This is a genomic window from Nonomuraea sp. NPDC049400, from assembly GCF_044466425.1.
In the GTDB taxonomy this organism is placed as follows: domain Bacteria; phylum Actinomycetota; class Actinomycetes; order Streptosporangiales; family Streptosporangiaceae; genus Nonomuraea.
This window is the reverse complement of sequence record NZ_JBITMP010000076.1, coordinates 25,032-41,978: the sequence shown is the minus strand read 5'-3', so window position 1 is coordinate 41,978 and position 16,947 is coordinate 25,032. Positions and strand designations below refer to the sequence as shown.

The 16,947-nt window shown below is 68.0% G+C and carries 17 protein-coding genes and 2 pseudogenes; 9 read left to right on the top strand and 10 right to left on the bottom strand.

The window, feature by feature from the left end; all coding sequences use genetic code 11:
- On the bottom strand, positions 1-844 hold an 844-nt coding region (gene istA / locus ACIBVN_RS55510), incomplete at its 3' end, for an IS21 family transposase (protein ID WP_397150136.1).
- Between the two features lie 75 nt (positions 845-919).
- Here istA and ACIBVN_RS55505 point away from each other — a divergent pair.
- Both ACIBVN_RS55505 and ACIBVN_RS55500 read left to right on the top strand, forming a co-directional pair.
- Positions 920-1,354: a hypothetical protein gene (locus ACIBVN_RS55505; RefSeq protein WP_397150134.1), complete on the top strand. Its 435-nt coding sequence runs from the start codon at positions 920-922 to the stop codon at positions 1,352-1,354.
- Positions 1,355-2,098: 744 nt separating this feature from the next.
- Complete coding sequence (locus ACIBVN_RS55500) at positions 2,099-2,530, top strand: hypothetical protein (RefSeq protein WP_397150133.1); 432 nt, start codon at positions 2,099-2,101, stop codon at positions 2,528-2,530.
- Positions 2,531-2,647: 117 nt separating this feature from the next.
- Here the strand turns inward: ACIBVN_RS55500 and ACIBVN_RS55495 are convergent, their stop codons facing one another.
- The 4 genes from ACIBVN_RS55495 to ACIBVN_RS55480 all read right to left on the bottom strand — a co-directional run bounded on the left by ACIBVN_RS55495 (position 2,648) and on the right by ACIBVN_RS55480 (position 5,850).
- Entirely contained in the window at positions 2,648-2,881 is a 234-nt protein-coding gene (locus ACIBVN_RS55495) for a hypothetical protein (RefSeq protein ID WP_397150131.1), read from the bottom strand.
- A gap of 515 nt (positions 2,882-3,396) precedes the next feature.
- Positions 3,397-4,440 carry an RNA ligase family protein gene (locus ACIBVN_RS55490; RefSeq protein WP_397150129.1) on the bottom strand — a complete coding sequence of 348 codons (1,044 nt, stop codon included), beginning with the start codon at positions 4,438-4,440 and terminating at the stop codon, positions 3,397-3,399.
- Positions 4,441-4,793: 353 nt separating this feature from the next.
- The gene (locus ACIBVN_RS55485; protein ID WP_397150127.1) at positions 4,794-5,549 is read right to left on the bottom strand and encodes a hypothetical protein; all 756 of its coding nucleotides are present in this window, start codon (positions 5,547-5,549) and stop codon (positions 4,794-4,796) included.
- Complete coding sequence (locus ACIBVN_RS55480; RefSeq protein ID WP_397150125.1) at positions 5,473-5,850, bottom strand: hypothetical protein; 378 nt, start codon at positions 5,848-5,850, stop codon at positions 5,473-5,475. Before ACIBVN_RS55480 ends, ACIBVN_RS55485 begins: the two co-directional genes overlap by 77 nt.
- Positions 5,851-6,140: 290 nt before the next feature.
- On the opposite strand from ACIBVN_RS55480, the gene ACIBVN_RS55475 reads away from it, so the two are divergent.
- Positions 6,141-6,995 carry a hypothetical protein gene (locus tag ACIBVN_RS55475; protein ID WP_397150124.1) on the top strand — a complete coding sequence of 285 codons (855 nt, stop codon included), beginning with the start codon at positions 6,141-6,143 and terminating at the stop codon, positions 6,993-6,995.
- Between the two features lie 602 nt (positions 6,996-7,597).
- Here the strand turns inward: ACIBVN_RS55475 and ACIBVN_RS55470 are convergent.
- Positions 7,598-9,481, bottom strand: a complete 1,884-nt coding sequence (locus ACIBVN_RS55470; protein ID WP_397150122.1) for a hypothetical protein — start codon at positions 9,479-9,481, stop codon at positions 7,598-7,600.
- A 1,062-nt stretch (positions 9,482-10,543) separates the two neighbouring features.
- Between ACIBVN_RS55470 and ACIBVN_RS55465 the strand changes: the two genes are divergently transcribed.
- Both ACIBVN_RS55465 and ACIBVN_RS55460 read left to right on the top strand, forming a co-directional pair.
- The gene (locus tag ACIBVN_RS55465; protein WP_397150120.1) at positions 10,544-11,275 is read left to right on the top strand and encodes a hypothetical protein; all 732 of its coding nucleotides are present in this window, start codon (positions 10,544-10,546) and stop codon (positions 11,273-11,275) included.
- Between the two features lie 303 nt (positions 11,276-11,578).
- Positions 11,579-11,767 (top strand): annotated as a pseudogene (locus tag ACIBVN_RS55460) (DUF4158 domain-containing protein); the annotation flags it as partial.
- Between the two features lie 70 nt (positions 11,768-11,837).
- Here the strand turns inward: ACIBVN_RS55460 and ACIBVN_RS55455 are convergent.
- From ACIBVN_RS55455 to ACIBVN_RS55445, 3 genes and pseudogenes are all read right to left on the bottom strand, one after another.
- Positions 11,838-11,942 (bottom strand): annotated as a pseudogene (locus tag ACIBVN_RS55455) (hypothetical protein); the annotation flags it as partial.
- A gap of 405 nt (positions 11,943-12,347) precedes the next feature.
- Complete coding sequence (locus ACIBVN_RS55450) at positions 12,348-12,719, bottom strand: beta/gamma crystallin domain-containing protein (protein ID WP_397150118.1); 372 nt, start codon at positions 12,717-12,719, stop codon at positions 12,348-12,350.
- A 164-nt stretch (positions 12,720-12,883) separates the two neighbouring features.
- A complete protein-coding gene (locus ACIBVN_RS55445) occupies positions 12,884-13,582 on the bottom strand; it encodes an SDR family oxidoreductase (protein ID WP_397150116.1) in 699 nt (232 codons plus the stop codon).
- 248 nt (positions 13,583-13,830) lie between these two features.
- On the opposite strand from ACIBVN_RS55445, the gene ACIBVN_RS55440 reads away from it, so the two are divergent.
- The 3 genes from ACIBVN_RS55440 to ACIBVN_RS55430 all read left to right on the top strand — a co-directional run bounded on the left by ACIBVN_RS55440 (position 13,831) and on the right by ACIBVN_RS55430 (position 16,020).
- Entirely contained in the window at positions 13,831-14,730 is a 900-nt protein-coding gene (locus tag ACIBVN_RS55440; protein WP_397150114.1) for a helix-turn-helix transcriptional regulator, read from the top strand.
- Between the two features lie 398 nt (positions 14,731-15,128).
- Positions 15,129-15,314 (top strand): hypothetical protein, encoded by a 186-nt coding sequence (locus ACIBVN_RS55435; protein WP_397150112.1) that lies wholly within the window; start codon positions 15,129-15,131, stop codon positions 15,312-15,314.
- Positions 15,307-16,020 carry a recombinase family protein gene (locus ACIBVN_RS55430; protein WP_397150110.1) on the top strand — a complete coding sequence of 238 codons (714 nt, stop codon included), beginning with the start codon at positions 15,307-15,309 and terminating at the stop codon, positions 16,018-16,020. The genes ACIBVN_RS55435 and ACIBVN_RS55430 overlap by 8 nt, the downstream gene beginning before the upstream one ends.
- Positions 16,021-16,299: 279 nt before the next feature.
- Here ACIBVN_RS55430 and ACIBVN_RS55425 read toward each other — a convergent pair whose 3' ends face one another.
- A complete protein-coding gene (locus ACIBVN_RS55425) occupies positions 16,300-16,455 on the bottom strand; it encodes a hypothetical protein (RefSeq protein ID WP_397150108.1) in 156 nt (51 codons plus the stop codon).
- A gap of 23 nt (positions 16,456-16,478) precedes the next feature.
- Between ACIBVN_RS55425 and ACIBVN_RS55420 the strand changes: the two genes are divergently transcribed.
- Positions 16,479-16,796, top strand: a complete 318-nt coding sequence (locus ACIBVN_RS55420; protein ID WP_397150106.1) for a peptide deformylase — start codon at positions 16,479-16,481, stop codon at positions 16,794-16,796.
- Positions 16,797-16,947: the final 151 nt, after the last annotated feature.

Below are 16,947 nucleotides of genomic sequence, written 5' to 3'. Positions count from 1 at the left end.
TCACGGACTCCCCAAGCTCGCCGACCGGCGACCTGCACAAACACCAGGAACAAGCGAATCGAACCGAAGGGGTGCAGTGTGAAGCCAACGTTTTGCCGGTGGGCCGGTAGGCGGCCAGTACATCGGGGTCGAAGTCGTAGTGCCCGGCGAAGGCCACCGCCTCGGGATGCAGCGGGACGGCCTCGCCCGGGGCGACATGGCGGCGCACCACCGTCTTGGTGCGGTCGTAGACGATCGACATCGGCACCCCACCGAAGTGCTCAAACGCCCGCCGGTGGCAGTCGAAGAAGGTCGCCAGATCCTGACTGGTGGTGAAGCAACAGAACGGGTCGCGCGAATAGGACAAGGTCATGTGGAAGGAGTAGACCTTCCCGATCCCCACATGGGCCAAGATTTTGCCCTCGTCGCCCCAGTCCACTTGCGCCTGAGCGCCCGGCACCACCTCGAATCGGCGATGCAGCCCTGCCAGCTCGCCCGGACTGATGCCGAGTTCGGCCGCGATCCGCGGGCGCGCCTCCTGCAAGTAGATCTTGACGCGTTGATAGTTGCCGGTGAACCCGTAGTCGGCCACCAGACGCTCATGGATCACCGCTCCCTTGAGCAGGATCTCGGCCCGCAACATGGCGTCGATCAACGGCGCGACCTCGTCCACCACCCGCCGCCGCGGCCGAGTGTTGGGCGCCCGCTTCGGCGGCGCCACCGGAACCTGGCCCGACAGGTACTTGGCGACCGTCCGCCGGTTCAGCCCGGTCTCGGCCGCGATCTCCCGCAAGCTCATCGCGCCGGACTCGTGCAGACTGCGAAATCGCCTCAGCTCCAACCAGCGATGCGGGTCCAGGACCACCGTCAGCCGCCCTCCCCTGACTCCGAACCGAGGACAGTAGCTTCGCAGTAACGGACTGTCACTGCATCAAGAACGGTGCATTCTCATCCGTACGCGCTGGCGCACGTTCGCTCGTACGCCGACAGCTGGGAAGCGAAAACCAACACCGACCCCGACAAGGAGATCCCGGCCAAACACGTCCGCGAGGCCAGCAGCCACCTCACTTACGCCTCCCGCGACAGCGACCAGCCCATCCCGGCCGGTTCCGTCACCCTCTACATCACCCCGCAGCAGCGACTTGGCCACGGGGCCGCCAAGGTTGCCGACGCCGACCTCTACCTGGTCACGCCTGAGCAGGTGAGCCAGGTGGCCGAGCGCCTCATCACGGCCTGGCAGACCATCCGCACCCAGACGCACGGCCAGGACGCCCAGCAGGCCGGTCCCACGATTGCGGACACGCTGCGCTTCCATCGGGTGCTGCCCAGCCAGTGGCTCGAAGATCTGCTAGCCAGGCGCATCTGCGACGGCTGAGAAGGCGGCCCGGCGGCCATCCGGCTCCCGGGCTCGGGCTAGATCCCTGGGCCGACCGTGGTGGTTGCTCTCTGCCACGGTTTGAGGCGAGACCGGCCCGGACAAGTGCGGCACCGCATAGGTGCCGACGATGTTGGCTGACCGTGACGATGGAGCTGACGAATTCGCCGAAAGCCCAGCACTACGACGATTACCCTCTCGCCGCGAGACTGGCCCGTCTGCTTGACCCCGGGTGACGGCGGCGCTGTGGCTGCTGTGCAGTAACCGGCGATTCCCGCCGGTACGCTCGGGCGCGCATGGTCGTCACGCTGATCGGCGAAGGCGGCCTTGAAGCCACGCTCGGGTGGTGATGAGTCTGCTGGGCTTGCTGGTGGTGCCGTCACCTGGCACCGCTCCCTGGTCACCATCCCCATCGAGCGCGAGTCGGAACTTACTTGTAAAGGTGCCCGGGACGTTGCACCCATCTCCCGAGCACCCCTAAGCGTTGGGGCCTCGCCCGTACGTCCTCCAGAACCGGGAAGGGCAAGGCCTCCCATCGGTGTGTTGCCAAGGTCGACGTCGCGATAGTGAAACCGGTCGGGGACAACGTAGCCGATCATCGGATAACAATTCGCTTAAGCAGACGGCGAGAACTTCGCATATCGCCGGTTGTGGACATATTTCGCCGCTTGGTGTGCCGTCGTAGAAGGACGTAAGCCGATCGGCTCGGCACTCTTTCTCCCCTCACGTAAGGGAAGGAAGTTCATGGAGCACAGCACGGGCGGCGCCATCTGGGTGGCGATGCGGTTCGGTCACGACTTCGACACCGAGTCCGTCTGGTACATCGGCCTGGAGACGGCGCAACAGGAAGGCGATGCATTCGCCAGGCCCAACGGCGCGCCGGACTGGCAGCGGTCGGCCGCCCCCGACGGAACCGTTGGTGAGCGCGGGGTTGACCTGCCTCGGAGCCGCATGGCGTGCGCCATCGGGGTGACCTGCTGGCACGGGGACGGCACAGAAGAACGGCTCGGCTGGCACCGGCTACTGCGTGAGGTCAGTGACACGCTGGTGGCCGTGCGCCAGATGTACGGCCCAGTCCCGCACACCGCCGTGCTGCTGACCCCGGGAGCCAAACCACTGCTCCTCGACCTGGAAGACGCGCAGGATTCCGGCGAGGGAGTGTCCAGTCGCGAATGATGATCAGCTGGGGTGCTGTCTGTCTCGGGCTGGGGTAGCTGGCGAGGTGTCTCCGACGCATCGAGGGTGAGCGCAAGCGCCTGGCGGCCGCGCTGAAGACGGCGCGGCCGGTAGGTTTTACCCGCCGTCGGCGGTGCGCCTGGCCATCATGGTGGTCAGCCAGGCACGCTCAGCGGCGACAGCTTGTGCGTCGGCAGGGTCGGCAAGGGTACGGCCGCCGGGCTGGCGGTGCTGGTCGCGCAGCTCCTGCTGGAAGATCTCTTCGGGCTCTGTCGCGCCGACGAGCGGCGCGGCGGGGATCTGGTGGCGGCGCAGCACCTCGCGCTGGAAGATCTCTTCGGGCTCGGTCATGATCCCGTCCAGCACGGTGGGCGCCGAGCGCCCCGGCCGTTGAGCACCGTTTCCGACCTTGTTGGACTGGCGGGGTGGAGATTGATCGGCTCTGTCAGGCGCTGAGGCGCCCTCGCCGAGATCTCCCCCAGTGAGGTCGTTGATCATGACAATGGAGCCTCTTCTTCACGTCGCTCAATTGGTGGTCTTGTCGCTTGACAGGATGGAGACTACCGAGGTCTCGGTTGACGGTGTTCCGCTTGGCGGACCGGGTCATGCCGTTCCAACATGCGCCTCATGCATCGCGCCTGTATGACGTGGGACGCGTTCGGGGCAGGGAGCGCTGGCAGGCCACGCGGTCGCTGGCGAGGTCCGCTTGACCTGGTCGGACTGGTGGCAGCAGATCACCGTGGATGTCACCCGGCCAGGTGAGGAGCTTGCGGGTTCGTCAGCCGGCGCGCGTGGCCCGCTCCTGACCGCGGGCTTATTCTCGCGTTGTGGGAGCCGGCAGCTGCCTGCGCTGACCCTCTCGATGACTACGCCGCGGTGTCGTGCCCCGCTATCACGTGCGCGGGGTCAAGGTCGGCGCGTGGGCGCAGGTACCGAACGGGATGCCGATGTTTGCCCAGGTCCGTGGCGGTGTCGATCAGGACTTCCACGACCAGGTCGGGTTGGACCCGGGTGTAGCTCAGGGGCCCGCGCTGGCCGTACGGACTCCCCGCCCATCCGGGGTGCAGCGTCGCCGGCCACGGGTGTCCGTCGTCTGCAGGGGTCAGCAGAGTGGCGATCTCGGCCGCGGCTTGAGCGGTGAGCCGGGTGGTGCGACCGACGACGCGCAGTCGTCCCGTCAGGTCGTGGCGGCCGAGGATCAGCCCGCTCGGCCGCCGCGGCAAGCCGACGTAACCCCCGACCACGCACTCTGCGCTGATCTTGTACTTCAGCTTGAGCCAGCCACGAACGCCGGTCTCATAGAGCGAGCGGACCGGCTTGATCACCAGCCCCTCCACGCCCACCCGGTGCATCGATTCGTACCAGGCCCGCGCTTCGGCCTCGCGGGTGGTCTGCATGCCCAGGGCGAGCACGCCGGCGGCCGGGATGGGCGCGAAGAGCTCCTCCAACAGCGCGCGTCGCTCGAACAGCGGCAGGGCGGTCACGTCCTGGCCGTGTAGCCGGATCAGGTCGAAGATGACGTAGTGGCAGCAGTCCGTACGCGCCAGGTCAGCGGCGCGGCGGCGCCCGGCCACGTTACGGCGGTGCAGCGCGGGGAAGTCGAGCTTGCCCGACGAACTCCAGCGGACGATCTCTCCGTCCACGGTCGTGCGGGCGGGCAGATGTTGGTGTACGGCCCAGGCGATCTCCGGGAAGATCTCGTTGAAGCGCGCGCCGCGTCGGGACTGAAGGTGGACGCCCCGGTCGGTATCGACGAAGGCCAGGCAGCGGAAACCGTCAAGCTTCGGTTCGTAGGCCCATGTCCCAGGCTCGCCCGGCGGGAAGGAGGCCACAGTCCTGGCCAGCATGGGCTCGATGGGGCCGCGCAACCGAGTGCGGGCGTGTTTACGCTGGTCAGAGGCAGTGGCCATGGGCCGGTTTCTATCGGCCCATAGACTTGGGCAAAACCTCTATTTGGTATAGAAGTGGTCAAAGGTGCGCCTTGCTGGCTTGCTCCAACGAGTCCGCCGCCCCCGTCGCCGCCGGGAGCTCGGTTGCGGCCAGGCCGGACGCGTCGCCGAAGTCGCAATGCCACGGGCACCGTCAGGCTCGATGCCGTGGGCCGAGGCGGGTGTCGGCACCGCCCTCGGCCAGGATGGGAGCGCGCCGGTTGTCCAGGTCAATGGCCTGGAGGCTGGGGGAAGGACCGTCGCGGCCAGTGAGTCTCATCCGAGCAGAGCTTCTTCCCGATCGGCGTGCGCCTCGCTCAAGCAGTAGGTGACCTTCAATCGAGCGGCAGGGCGTGCCGTCCGGCAACCTGGCGGATCTCCTCCAGTGGGTACGGCGTCTTCCTGCTCTCACTCTGCAGCTCATGGTAGAAGTCGTTCAGCACGGTGGCCAGCGGGCTGTGCCGCGATAGCAGGGCCGCGACCCCGCCGGGCACGCCGGCTGGCCGCTCTCCCGCCGCCCATTCCCGCACCAGTTCGCGACGCCCCGGCCAGTCGGCGCCGTGGAAGGCGCCGGCCAGCCAGTTCACCAGGTACGTCAGTGTGTAGGTGCGGTCAAAGGTCAGGTGCCGGCGATAAAAGGCCTGTTCCTTCTCTGACAGGTCGAACCGGGTCGACACGGCCTGCCTGAAGTCGGTCATATAGAAGCGGCGCCCGTCGGTGAGGATGTTCTCGAAATGCGCGTCGAAGTGCAGCAGGCCGCCCGCGTTCATGAAGGACACGGCCTCGCGCAGCCCCTGGTCCGCCAGGGCGCAGGCGCGGTCGGCGTCGCCCGCGCGTACCCGCTCGTCCAGCCACTGGTGCAGGTTGTATGGGAAGTACTCCAGGAAGAGCGCCAGGCTCGCCGGAGCCCCTGCCAGCGCCTCGAGGCGGCGGCGTACGCCGGGCGCGCCCTCCCAGAAGGTGACCGCCCGATCGATGTCGGCCAGCTCTCCGTACAGCGGGGCGGGCTCGGCGTTAGGCAGCACCCGCCAGTGATACAGCAGTGGGAAGCTGGGGAATTGGCCGGTCAGCACCCACTCGGTGGTCATCATGTGCGCGGCCAGCTCGCGCCAGGCGCCGAAGCCGGGCGAGCCGATGCCGTACTGGCAGAAAGGGCGGCAGCCCGAACAGGTCGGCCGTCGAGTGCGGGTGGCGCAGTTCGGGCTCAGTGAGGGGCACGCGTTTGATGAAGACCGAGGTACCGCAGACCTCGAGCCGCGCGGACGCCCCGCCGATGCCGGTGCCGAGAGGCACGGCCTCGCGCTCCAGCAGCTCGGCCAACTCCCGGTCGTCGTAGCGGGCCATGGTCGTGGAAACGTCACAGTGGGTGGTCAGCCGCGTGTCCGTCATCATGATCACCTTACCGGCCGATGACGGTATCCCTTGCCTGGCGGCCACCTTGCCGCACCGCTTGCAGAATTTCGGCAAGGTGGCCGTTGACCTCTTGGCCGGCCATGGTCCACCCGGTGCCGCGCGGGCCCCCACTGCTCAGCTCGGAGTCTCCACGACGTCGACGCGCCCGCCCACGCCCGCCCCTTCGGGGTGCCAGCGCTTCAGCGTGTCAGAGCAACGAAACGCTGATCAGCTGCGATGTTGGATTGGCAGGTCTTCGCCCCCGTCAACGGTGCAGGGAGTGTGCAGCGATGGTGGATCTCGGTTTCGTCGGCCCCAGTCGTCCGGCCCAGGACTACCGCTTCATCGAGGTGACCGACGGCGACACCCCGAAGATCGAGATGTCGATCCGGATGGTGTCGATCGACACCCCGGAAAGCGAGTTCGGCGGCAGCCCGCCCACCGCCCAGGCCACGCTGGAGCGGACCAAGGCCCGCCTGCAGGACGGCACCTACGACGCCCTGTCGCAGGACCTGCGCGACTACCTCATCGCACGCATCACCCCCGACGCCGCCCAGCGGCACCTGAGCGCCGGCAAGCTGGCCGCCGAAGCGCACAAGAGCATGGTGAACACCCGGCTGACACGGCCGGACGGCTCGCAGCGCAAGCTTGCGGTGATCGCCACCGGCGAACTGGTGGAGAAGAACGGGAGGCTGCTCGCCTACACCGCCCCGTGGTTCTCCGGCACCGCCTCCGACCCGCTGCCGCCGCGTGACCACCCCGACCGGCGCACCTTCAACCTCGACATGGTGGCACTGGGGTGGGCCGCCACCTTCGTGATCTATCCGTCCATCCCGCATGCCGCTGATCTGAACCTGCTGCTGACCGAAGCGGACACGGCCTGGCAGCAGCAGCGCGGCGCCTGGGCGCAGTTCGGCTCCGACCTGCTGCTGGGCTATGAGTACCGGGCCTGCATCAAACTCGGCACCAAGGACCTGGACGATCCCGCCAAAGCGATCAAGGAGGCCTACCAGCGGGTGTGCGTGGACCTGCGTAACATGACCGAGGTAGGCCTGTTCGGCTACCACCAGGTGCCACCCACCCAGCGGCTGTGGATCTGGGCCACCGACCTGGAGCAGGCCCGCAAAGACCTGCCCCTGGCCTGACCCACGTCAACGGTCGGGGCAAGGTTGAACTGGGCCATAGCCCCCACCGGCATCACGGCCTTCGCGTCAGCGGGGCGCGGGCTCGCGTGGTGGCGACTCGGCGACTTCGACAACGCCGCAACGGCCCTCAGGACGAGCCTTTGGATCAACCCTGCCGAAAATCGGGGACTGCGCGACCTGCTGCCGCCCGTTGAGGCACGTACGCCGTACGAGGAAGCCGCAATCGTGTGGGGTCCGCGTTCCGATGGCATAATCCGCAGTCCATGTCCTCTGCCTTGTCCAGTGACATGAACTGCGGATCGGCATGGGGATCCTCAGGTCAGGACATGATCGACGGCTGTGCTTCGGATGTCTTCGAGGCGCCCCGCCCCGGAACTGATCGAGGCGAAGGCATGGACCAAGCTGCTACACCGTGCCGTGGCGCATTCATTGAAGGCGGCAGGGCAGGCTGCGTCTGTGGACCAGCGCGCCGCGGTGCTCGCCCCGACACCAGGAGTTCGTCGCTGCCTACACCGGAGCCCGGAACGCTCTGGCATGACCCCCCGACAACGCCAGCAGCCGAGCGCTCCCGCCCATCGTCGGGCTGCGTGGCAGCTGGTCGATCACAGCAAGAGACCTGCCGCAGTGCAGGGCGAAGTCAGGATCTCGACTGTGGCCGCTGACATCTGCTCGCCATACAACACCACCGCGCCGGCGGCCCACAGGGCGTCGGCCAGCAGCGGATCAGTGGGTCGCTGCCAGGCGGCGAGCTCGGCGACGGTCACAGCGTCCCAGAAAAGAAAGTGCGCGGCGTATACCTGGTCGTGGGGGCCGGCGACCGCGTCGACCGCCTCGCGGCGAGCGGATCTCCAGCGCTGGTCGTCAATGCTGATGCGCGTGGTGAGCAGAGAGTCCAGGCGGGCGCGGGGCAGCCGTGCCGCGGTGGTCAGCAGGTGTCGTGCTGCGGGAGTGCGTGGTCCGTACACGGTGTCCACGGTGACCAGTGTGGGGAGCAAGACCTGTTCCCACGGCCCAGTCAGCAGCACCAGGTCGGCAGCCTCCTGCTCGTTCTGCTCCTTGCCGCTGGTGTACAGGGCATCGGAGCGGTGTTCGGACCGATGGTCTGGCATAGCGAAACCGGGTGCGGCGGCCAGGCCGAGGACGGCGTCGAACAGCGCGAGCGCGCCGGTGACGCGATCATCAGCGCTCGCCGCGCCGACGAACGGCGCGGCGAGCCTGTGCTCCAAACCGATCATGGAGTGTGCCGGTGCGGGGACCGCGAACACATCGCACCAACGTTCCCAGCGGTTGGCCACCCAGTCCGCGGCCCGGGAGGTTCCCAGGCAGGCGATAACGCGGGCGCGTGCTTCGGCGCGGGCCTCAGCATTGGTACGCGCCGCGATTGCCAGTTGGTGCTGCTGGGTCAGGGTGAGAGTGACGGCGGTGAGGTCGAGCCGACGAAGCTGCTGGTCGTGGGTGAAGCTGACCGGCAGCATGATTTCCCCGTCCGCGGGCAGGCCCGGGCGGCGTACCCCCACCGGCAGGGAGAGCGGATCGCGGGCTTCGGCGGCCGTTGCCACCTTCGGGTCCGCGTCGGACAAGAGCCGGCGTTGTAGCTCCGCGGGTGCCCAGCGGGAATGGGCGACCGCAGCGCGCACGGCCGGGTCGGGGTCCTCGGCCAGGCCAGTCCACACGAAGGAGGGCGTGAAGTATCCGCGTGTGGCGGCGGCCTTGCGGACCTGCGGGCTTGGGTCAGCCAGTACACGCGCCCAGCGGGCGCCGTCCTGCTCAGGGATGCCGCCGGCGATCGCGGTCACGCGCACGCTGGGCGACGGATCATCCAGCGGGTCGGCCAGCTCCACCCCGGACGCCGCAGGGTCGGCGGGGACGGGCCGGCCGTCGGCTGCCGAGAGCGCGGCAAGGATGTGGCTGTCGAGCACATGTATGCCCGCGCGACGGGCCGCGGCGCGCACCCGCGGCGCGGAGTGACCCAGGAGCGCACGGCGCACAGCCAAGCCTTCCTGCGACTCCGGCAGGACGCGCATGTGGTGGTTGCGAGCCAACGCGACCAGCACCGCGACCTCCGGATCAGCGATCAGCTTGGTCGCCGATACCTCGCCCTTGGTGTAGCGGTGACGCGGCCCCACAATCAGTGGGAACGCCTCAGCGGCGAGAGCCCGGCACCGGATGTCCGACGAAGTGGTGAACGCACGCAGCATCTTGGCCAACGTGGCCTGTGCTGCGCCGGGGTCCTGCCGGTGCTCCCATCCGTACCGTAGCCCGTCCACAACCTTTCCCAGTTCGGCGGCGGTGATCGCCGGAGCCGCCGCGATCAACCTCGGCACGTCGGCCCCGGCCCGCAACGCGTGACGGGAGATCGCGGCACGGGACTGCCCCTTGGCCCGTGCCGCCAGCATGGCCAGCACGCTCATCGGTAGCGCCGGATTGCGCAATACGGCCGAGAGGCTGCCCTGCCAGGCTCCGTCGCCGAGCAGGAACTCCACCACGCCCGCCGGGGGGTCACGCAGCACTGAAGCCGGCGCCGAGGGGTCGGTCCACACCTCGGCCGCCACAGCCGGGTCAAGGTCTGCGGCGCGCGACTTCCAGTTCGCCAGGTCCGTCACGACGTCCATCATCCCAACTAACGAGGTCCTGCGCCCCTGGAACGGTGACGGCCCGGTCACCGTCCTCTCCGCCGAGATCATCCGCCAGCACGTCGGCCAGGTGATCACCCTGAACCCACGCCCCCCACACCCTCCAGCGCCTACTCGAAGGGCTTAACAAGCTCGGCCCCCAACCCCCGTAGCCGCCGAGTTGGCCAGTGCACAGGCGCCATGATCGCCTACGGCGCGACGCACTCCGGGCGTTCCTACAAAGCGCGGCTGCCCTCTGAGTGCAGATCCCCAGGCGAGGCCGCTTACCGGCCAGGCCGCCGGGCCACGCGTATGGCGTGTGCCCTGCGGAGCGTGCCTATCAAGATCATCCGGGGTATTGGCCGCATGTGGGGAACCCTAAGGGGAAGCCGAGCACGCCGCATCCCGGGCGTAGAAGTTACCGGCGCGTAGAGATGCTGACCGTGGCTAGATTACGCGGCCCCCGGAAATGACACGAATCCCGGACTGATCAAGGTGACACTGAACACGGACTCGGAAGAACGGCCAGCTCACAGCGCCGACGTGTGACAGCAGAACGCGGATGCTACACGCGATGTAGGTTCTCAAATCCTGTGTCATTTTCTCCGCCGCAGTCTCACGCGGATGTCGTCTCGCAGGTCAGCGGCGTGCGCCGATCGAGATTTCCGAGGAATGACACGATCCTGGGACAGTTGACGGATGACACGGCGTGAGACCCCAGGAGAACACACAGGTCACAGCGTCGGGGGTCTGAGGCCTTTTGAGCACGTGCGGTCCCAGATCCACCCTCTGGGTCCTGCGGTCCCCGGTGGGAGACGTACGACCACGCCTCTGCTGTGCGGGGCATCTCCAGCAAGACCTGGCAAACTGCACCGCTCTCAGACCCACTCGGCCAAACCTCACGGCAGGACGCTCCTCGTGGGTTACGGTGCTGGCATGCTGGTGCGGTTACTGTGGAAGCCTTTGCCCGAGTCGTGGCTGCCAGTAGCGCCCCAGCGGTCGACCGGGCTGCGCGGCCTGATCGCCTGGATCCAGGAGATGGCCGCGGGCGCGCCGCAGGGCGATGACGTTGAGCGGCGGGTGCGGCGGGGGGCGATGCAGGCGATCGTCCGTGAGGCCTTCCAGCAGACCGTGGCCGAGCAGGACAGCGAGCATCGCGGGCCGGCCGCGTTCGCTGACGCGTGGAAGGCCCGCCTGGCTGCTCTCCTGTCGCAGGAGAGCGTCGAGGTATCGGGCTGGGCCGACATCACCATCGCCGAGCTGGATACCGACCTGGGGTGGAGCCTGTACGCCGCAGCCAGCCGTGCCAGATCGGAAACGATCGCGCGGGCCAACGCCACGCCCAGCCGCCGTCGAGGGACGGACGACGCGCCGACCGTGTCGTTTGAGTTCTCGATCGCCGCCGATGGAGATGGTTCGCTCGGGCGCGTCCAATACGCGATCTGCGAGCCCTGCGGCGTCGGCCTACTGAAGAAGATCAGCTTCTCGCCCGAGTGGCACTGCTGTGGGTTCGGCAGTCTTGCCCTGCGTGAGCTGGAGACCCGCCACTCCGGCCTGACGTGGTACACCAGCGGGCAGTACGCGCATGCCAAGGGCTTCTATGCACGATACCGGCAAGGCAGCGACAGCCCGTGGACCGCCAAGCAGCACCCCTGCCCGCACTTTTGAGGGGTCGATCGCCTCTCGTCCGCGCCAGTCGGCCGGCCAACTCGCCGCCGGGCCGCTGGGGCGGGTAGAGGTCACCTACAGATCGCCGCCGCAGAGCAGGACCTCGATGCCGACCTCGAGGTCGCTCTGGACCATGAGCGTTTCGATCGTGACATCGGCGAGCTGGTCGGCGATGGCCAGCACGAGATTGGTCTCGGGGCATGACGAGCATCCGAACGAAAAGTCCCGTTAGCGGGTGGCTACAGCTAACTATTTGATCTTCCGCTCGTCCTGCTTGCCAGGACTGCCCTACCTCCGGCGTCTATGCCGGTTGAGTTCTTGAGTGATGGTGAGGCGGCCGCGTACGGCCGTTTCTCGGGTGCTCCGTCGCAGGCGGAGTTGGAGCGGTTCTTCTACCTGGACGACGCGGATCGGGCGCTGATCGCCGAGCGGCGTGGGACACACGCCCGCCTCGGCTTCGCCCTCCAGCTGACGACAGCCCGCTACGTCGGTCGCAAGAGGGTTCGCCGCAGAAGAAGCGGCGCACCTCCAGCTCGACCTTGACCGGCCGCCCGCCCGTCGCCAGATCCCATATGGTCCGGCGATACCGGCTGTGCACCCGGGTCGAGGGCAGCCCACACTTCGGGCATGGGGCTTCACTCGCCACGGTGCGCGCCGCGATCAGCATGGTGTCACCGAGGTCCTCAACATTGAGGACATCCATCTCCCGCAGCGCGGGGCAGAACAAGCGAAGGCAGCAGGCGTTCTCGCCTGCCGAAGCATGCAGCACAATGAACCCCACGGCCGCTCGTTGGTGATCAGGTTCTCGACAAACCAGATCGTTGACGAGCGGCCATCTCCGTGTGGGGTCCGTTACAAGATCGCGATAACGAGAAACAGCACCGGGATCCTCTCGCCGAGCTCACCCTGAGTAGCTGATCATCGCGAGTGAGCCAGAGCCAGTTGATGTCAGTGTCGGTGACGCGAACTCGCGATCTCAATGTGGGGGCCCGGCTTTCCCGGGGCTGTGCCCGGGGCCTTGCCGGCCGGAGCGGCGATCGGGCAGGACCGCCGCCCCGATATCGCCGGCGGTTCAGAGGATCCTGATCCCCTGGATGCGGACCCCACCGGGATGGTTCGGCCAGGTGAACACGGTCCACTTCGGGATCGGCTGAGCCGGCTGCCACCTTCCGTCCCCGTACCACTGGACGCGGTTGTTACCGGTCGAGATCCGGGTGACCCACCAGATGTTCAGGGCGTACATGTCCTCTCCGGCGTTGGCGTAACAGTAGTCGACTGACGAGCTGCCGGTTGCGTGGATTGTGGCGCGCACGAGGTCGGTCCGGTCGCCGCACGGGACCTCATTGATCGCGTACGCCGCCGTCGGGAGGGCGACGGCAAGTGAGGCCGTCACCGCGACGGACGCCAGAGTGGCCAGGGCCGCGCGTTTGGCGATGCGTTTCATGGACTTCTCCTTTGCAGGTGAGATTGATGCGGTGGAAATGGAGCCGGACTATCCGCAGACTTGACCAGGAGATCTCTGGTCACCTGCCGGGGTGGCTGTCTCGCTTCCGATGGGAACACCACGGCTCACGACCGGCTGCGATGCCACAGGGTGTCAGATCTGCCTCAGACGGGCTGGCCGACCGGCCGGATGGTCAGGGTGTTGAGGTCGACGTCGGCCGGCTGGCCGAGGGCGAAGCAGATGGCCTTGGCGACGGGCTCGGGGGACAGGGCGAAGGGCGGGACGCCGCCTTGCCAGAAGGCGGTGTCGGTCATGCCGGGGTTGACGAGCGTGACGCCGATGCCGCGGCTGGTGGCGTACATCCGCAGGTTCTCGGCCATGCCGGTGACGGCCCATTTGGTGGCGGAGTAGAGGTTGGCGGGGCTGTTCTTCAGGCCGGCGACGCTGCCGATGAGCACCAGCCGCCCGCCCGTGGTCTCGAGGTGGGGCAGGGCGGCGTTGGCCAGCAGGGCGGGGCCGAGGACGTTGGTGAGGACCATGGGCGCCCACAGTTCCGGGTCGCCGTCGGCGATGGTGCGTGGGTGGTCGGCGGGGATGAAGCCGGCGTTGGCCACCGCGGCGTGCAGGGCGCCGAATTGTGCCACGGTGCGGGTCACGGCGGCTTGGGTGGCCGGCCAGTCGGCGGCGTCGGCGATGATGCCGAGCAGCCGGTCGGGGTGGCCGGTCTCGTCGAGGAAGGACTTGAGTTTGGTCTCGTCGCGGCCGGTGACGGCCACGCGGTGGCCGCGGTCGAGGAGTAATCGTGCGGTGTGGGCGCCGATGCCGCTGGTCGCGCCGGTGATCAGTACGGTCTTGCCGGTCATGGTCATACTCCCGGGTGCTGGAGGTCCTGGTGGTGCATCACAGGAGGGCGTCGACGGTGATGGGCGGCCCGATCACTACTACAAAGCTGGTCGGACAGGGTCCATCTCCGTGTCGCAGGTCGCGTTCGATTCGCTGATCCCAGGAAACCCGCCTGGCCGTGCGCGAGACAGAGCGCGTTTATAGGGGGGATAAGCTCAACCCCCTTACCGTCGGCGCCTGCGCGAACCCTGCGGTTACCGTGGGGGGCATGGACGACCGGCCCGACAACCGCGACCAGATCCGGGATTTCCTCGCCATCCGGCGCGCGAAGCTCACTCCGGAGCAGGTCGGGCTGCCCGCCGGCGGTCGGCGCCGGGTGCCCGGGCTGCGCCGCGAGGAGGTCGCGGTGCTGGCCGGTGTGAGCACCGAGTGGTACACCCGGCTGGAGAAGGGCCACATCAGCGGCGTATCGGAAGAGGTACTCGACGCGGTGGCCCAGGCTCTGCGGCTGGACCAGGACGAACGCACCTACTTGTTCGACCTGGCCCAGGCCGCCCGGCCCGCCCGCCGCGCACCTTCGCGCCGCAAGGACGTCCAGGTCCCGACGCGCGTCCAGTGGCTGCTGGACTCCATGACGATGTCGGCGGCGTTCGTACGCAACGGCCGCCAGGACATCGTCGCCCACAATGCGCTGGCTTGGGCCCTGCTCGCGCCGGTCTTCGACAGCCCTGCCACCACACGGCACGGCCGCGCCAACCTCGCCCGCTACGTCTTCCTCGACCCGGGCTCCCAGCGGTTCTTCGTCGACTGGGACGCGGCCACCGTCGTCAGCGCCGCGCTGCTGCGCGCCGAGGCCGGACGCGAGCCCCATGACCGGGCGCTGCGTGACCTCGTCGGTGAGCTGTCCACGCTCAGCACCGCGTTTCGCGGCCAGTGGGCCGCCCACGACGTGCGTCTCCGCCACGCTGGCGGCAAGCGGCTGTGGCATCCGCAGGTGGGCGACCTGGAGCTGACCTACCAGTCCCTTGATCTGCCCATCTCCAGCCGGACCGTGTACGACCTCACCATCTATACCGCGGAACCGGGCAGCACCTCCGAAGAGCGGCTCAAGCTCCTGGCCAGCCTGGCAACCACCCAGCCGGCACACCCCACCAGCCAGCCGCGTTGAAGCGCGCCGACTTGCTCACGGCCTGCAGCTCGGGCACCTATAGCTACGGCGAGCCGCCGCCCTGACCGGGCCCCGCGGACAGGCATTGAACGAACATCACCCCTGAACACGCGTTCACCCCAGCATGCCAGCCAACGTGCCTTTACGTGCCTGGCAAGATCACATCTCCCTGCCCTGCGAAAAGATGCGAACAACCCCAGATAGCCACGGCGACGCCTGTCATCATCGAGGTCCAGGTGTGCTTCGAGAAACGATCTCCCAGGGGGCGGCACGACGAGAGCGTGATCCCCGCCATGCCAAGCCGATGGCGAGCGGGGGCGCAATCGACCGATTGCGCCCCCTTGAGCGGATCCAATCAAGCCGCCGTCCGCCACCTGCGGAAACGGCCGATCGATCCAATGGAATCCGATCCAGACTTCCGCCTCCCCCTTTCCGCCCCCTTAAAGTGGCCGCAGAAACCCGTCGGCTACCACAAGGCCGACCTTCGGGAAGGGGACACGATGGCCCTGGTCGAGCAGACCGACTGGAACGGCACGGAGATCCCCTTCACCAGTAACCACTCCGCGGATGCCGGGCGTGGCTGACCTGGTCTATCTGCGGCACTCCACCGACAAGCAGACCGACGCCCGCCAGCGGCACGCCCTAACCGCCCTGCTGACCGCAGGCGCCCCGGTCTACGAAGACCCCGCCACCTCCAGCCGGCAGCTCTCCCTCGACCGCGCGGGCTTCACCACACTGCTGCATGAGGCCGCAGTCGGCGACACCATCCGTATCGCCGACGCCGCCCGCCTGTTCCGCTCCGTCGCCGACATCCTCGCCCTGCGCCCCGTGCTCATCCGCCGCGGCCTCCACCTGCGCGTCGAATCCGGACTGTTGTCCGGCATCGACCTGGCCAGCGACGACCCTGGCACCAAAATGATGGTCTCCGTCCTGGCCGCCATCCTGGAGTTCCAGCGCGACATGATCGGCGAGAACACCCGCGAGGGTGTCGCCGCCGCCAAGGCCGCCGGCAAGACCCTCGGCCGCCCCGCCGCCCTCGACCACGACAAGGCCACCACCATCGTCGAGGAGTACCGTCAGGGCGCCGCCATCAAGGCCCTGGCCCGGCGGCACCAGGTCGCCCCCAAGACCATCCGCCGTGTCCTGGACGCCGCCGGCGCCCGCAACCTGCCCGACCAGCTCGACGCGCCGCCGACCAACACCGGCGAGCGGCATCGCGTGCCCGCTGGGCCCGGACACGACCCTCGATCTGCCAGGACTGCTCGCCGATCACCTGCGGACCACTGGTGATGAAACCGTCCGCCAGGCCCTCGCCTCCGGGCAGACCATCAGCCGCGGCCACGGCTACTCAGTCCGCATCACGGCCCCACTCGCACTCCACCGCGCCGCGCTGGAGCAGAGCGCCGCCCTCGCCGATGCCAGCCCGACCGAGCGCAAGGCGCACCGCGTGTACGCCGTCCGTGTCACAGCCGTTCAGGCCACCCGACTGCATCCGTCATGACCTGCGAAAACCCTTCGGCGAGACGCATTTGAACGGAAAGTCACGGCAAGCCGCTTAACGCTCCTCCGTTAACGGGACTTTTCGTTCGGATGCTCGTCATGCCCCGTCTCTACGATGATCTGCTCCACGAGCTGCTGGTATCGCTCGACCCCTGCCCGCTGATCGGCGGTCAGGCCGGGCTCGGCAGCCCTGCGGCGGCCCTGCTCGGCGAGCAGTCGTCCCATCCGCCTCCGACGCCGAGTCGGTCGTGCTGCTCAACCCCCGCATCATCAACGCCTCCACCGAGACTGACGAGCAGTACGAGGGCTGCTTGTGCTTCTTCGACGTACGCGGCATGGTCCCCCGGCCACTCACTCTCGAAGGGGAGCACACCACCCTGGACGGGCAGACGAAGATCGCTGCGTTCCCGTACGGGGTGGCCCGGCTCGTGGCTCATGAGATCGACCAGCTGCTTGGGCGCTTCTACACCAGTCGCATGCGCGAGGGCGTCACCCCGATCCCGGTGGAGGAGTGCCGCGGCATCGGCCGGCCCTGGACCTCGCCCGAGAGCCCGCCCCATCGCTAAGATTGGCGCGCGGCCTCCCCTTGGGGTGCCCACCTTTCGCTGTCGTCGCCATACGTGGGGCGCGACCAACTGCCGAAGGATCACCCGCGGCTGGCTGAGTGTCTTGACCGAACGGGCGGCATGACGAATCGCCCTGCTCCTCTGCGCCAGG

What these genes read in the sequence shown, in the direction of transcription:
- ACIBVN_RS55500 (WP_397150133.1), top strand. Translation starts at nt 2,099, where the DNA reads ATGGAGCACAGCACGGGCGGCGCCATCTGGGTGGCGATGCGGTTCGGT.
- ACIBVN_RS55495 (WP_397150131.1), bottom strand. Translation starts at nt 2,881, where the DNA reads ATGACCGAGCCCGAAGAGATCTTCCAGCGCGAGGTGCTGCGCCGCCAC.
- ACIBVN_RS55490 (WP_397150129.1), bottom strand. Translation starts at nt 4,440, where the DNA reads ATGGCCACTGCCTCTGACCAGCGTAAACACGCCCGCACTCGGTTGCGC.
- ACIBVN_RS55485 (WP_397150127.1), bottom strand. Translation starts at nt 5,549, where the DNA reads ATGATGACCACCGAGTGGGTGCTGACCGGCCAATTCCCCAGCTTCCCA.
- ACIBVN_RS55480 (WP_397150125.1), bottom strand. Translation starts at nt 5,850, where the DNA reads ATGATGACGGACACGCGGCTGACCACCCACTGTGACGTTTCCACGACC.
- ACIBVN_RS55475 (WP_397150124.1), top strand. Translation starts at nt 6,141, where the DNA reads ATGGTGGATCTCGGTTTCGTCGGCCCCAGTCGTCCGGCCCAGGACTAC.
- ACIBVN_RS55465 (WP_397150120.1), top strand. Translation starts at nt 10,544, where the DNA reads ATGCTGGTGCGGTTACTGTGGAAGCCTTTGCCCGAGTCGTGGCTGCCA.
- ACIBVN_RS55450 (WP_397150118.1), bottom strand. Translation starts at nt 12,719, where the DNA reads ATGAAACGCATCGCCAAACGCGCGGCCCTGGCCACTCTGGCGTCCGTC.
- ACIBVN_RS55445 (WP_397150116.1), bottom strand. Translation starts at nt 13,582, where the DNA reads ATGACCGGCAAGACCGTACTGATCACCGGCGCGACCAGCGGCATCGGC.
- ACIBVN_RS55440 (WP_397150114.1), top strand. Translation starts at nt 13,831, where the DNA reads ATGGACGACCGGCCCGACAACCGCGACCAGATCCGGGATTTCCTCGCC.
- ACIBVN_RS55435 (WP_397150112.1), top strand. Translation starts at nt 15,129, where the DNA reads ATGGAATCCGATCCAGACTTCCGCCTCCCCCTTTCCGCCCCCTTAAAG.
- ACIBVN_RS55425 (WP_397150108.1), bottom strand. Translation starts at nt 16,455, where the DNA reads ATGGGACGACTGCTCGCCGAGCAGGGCCGCCGCAGGGCTGCCGAGCCC.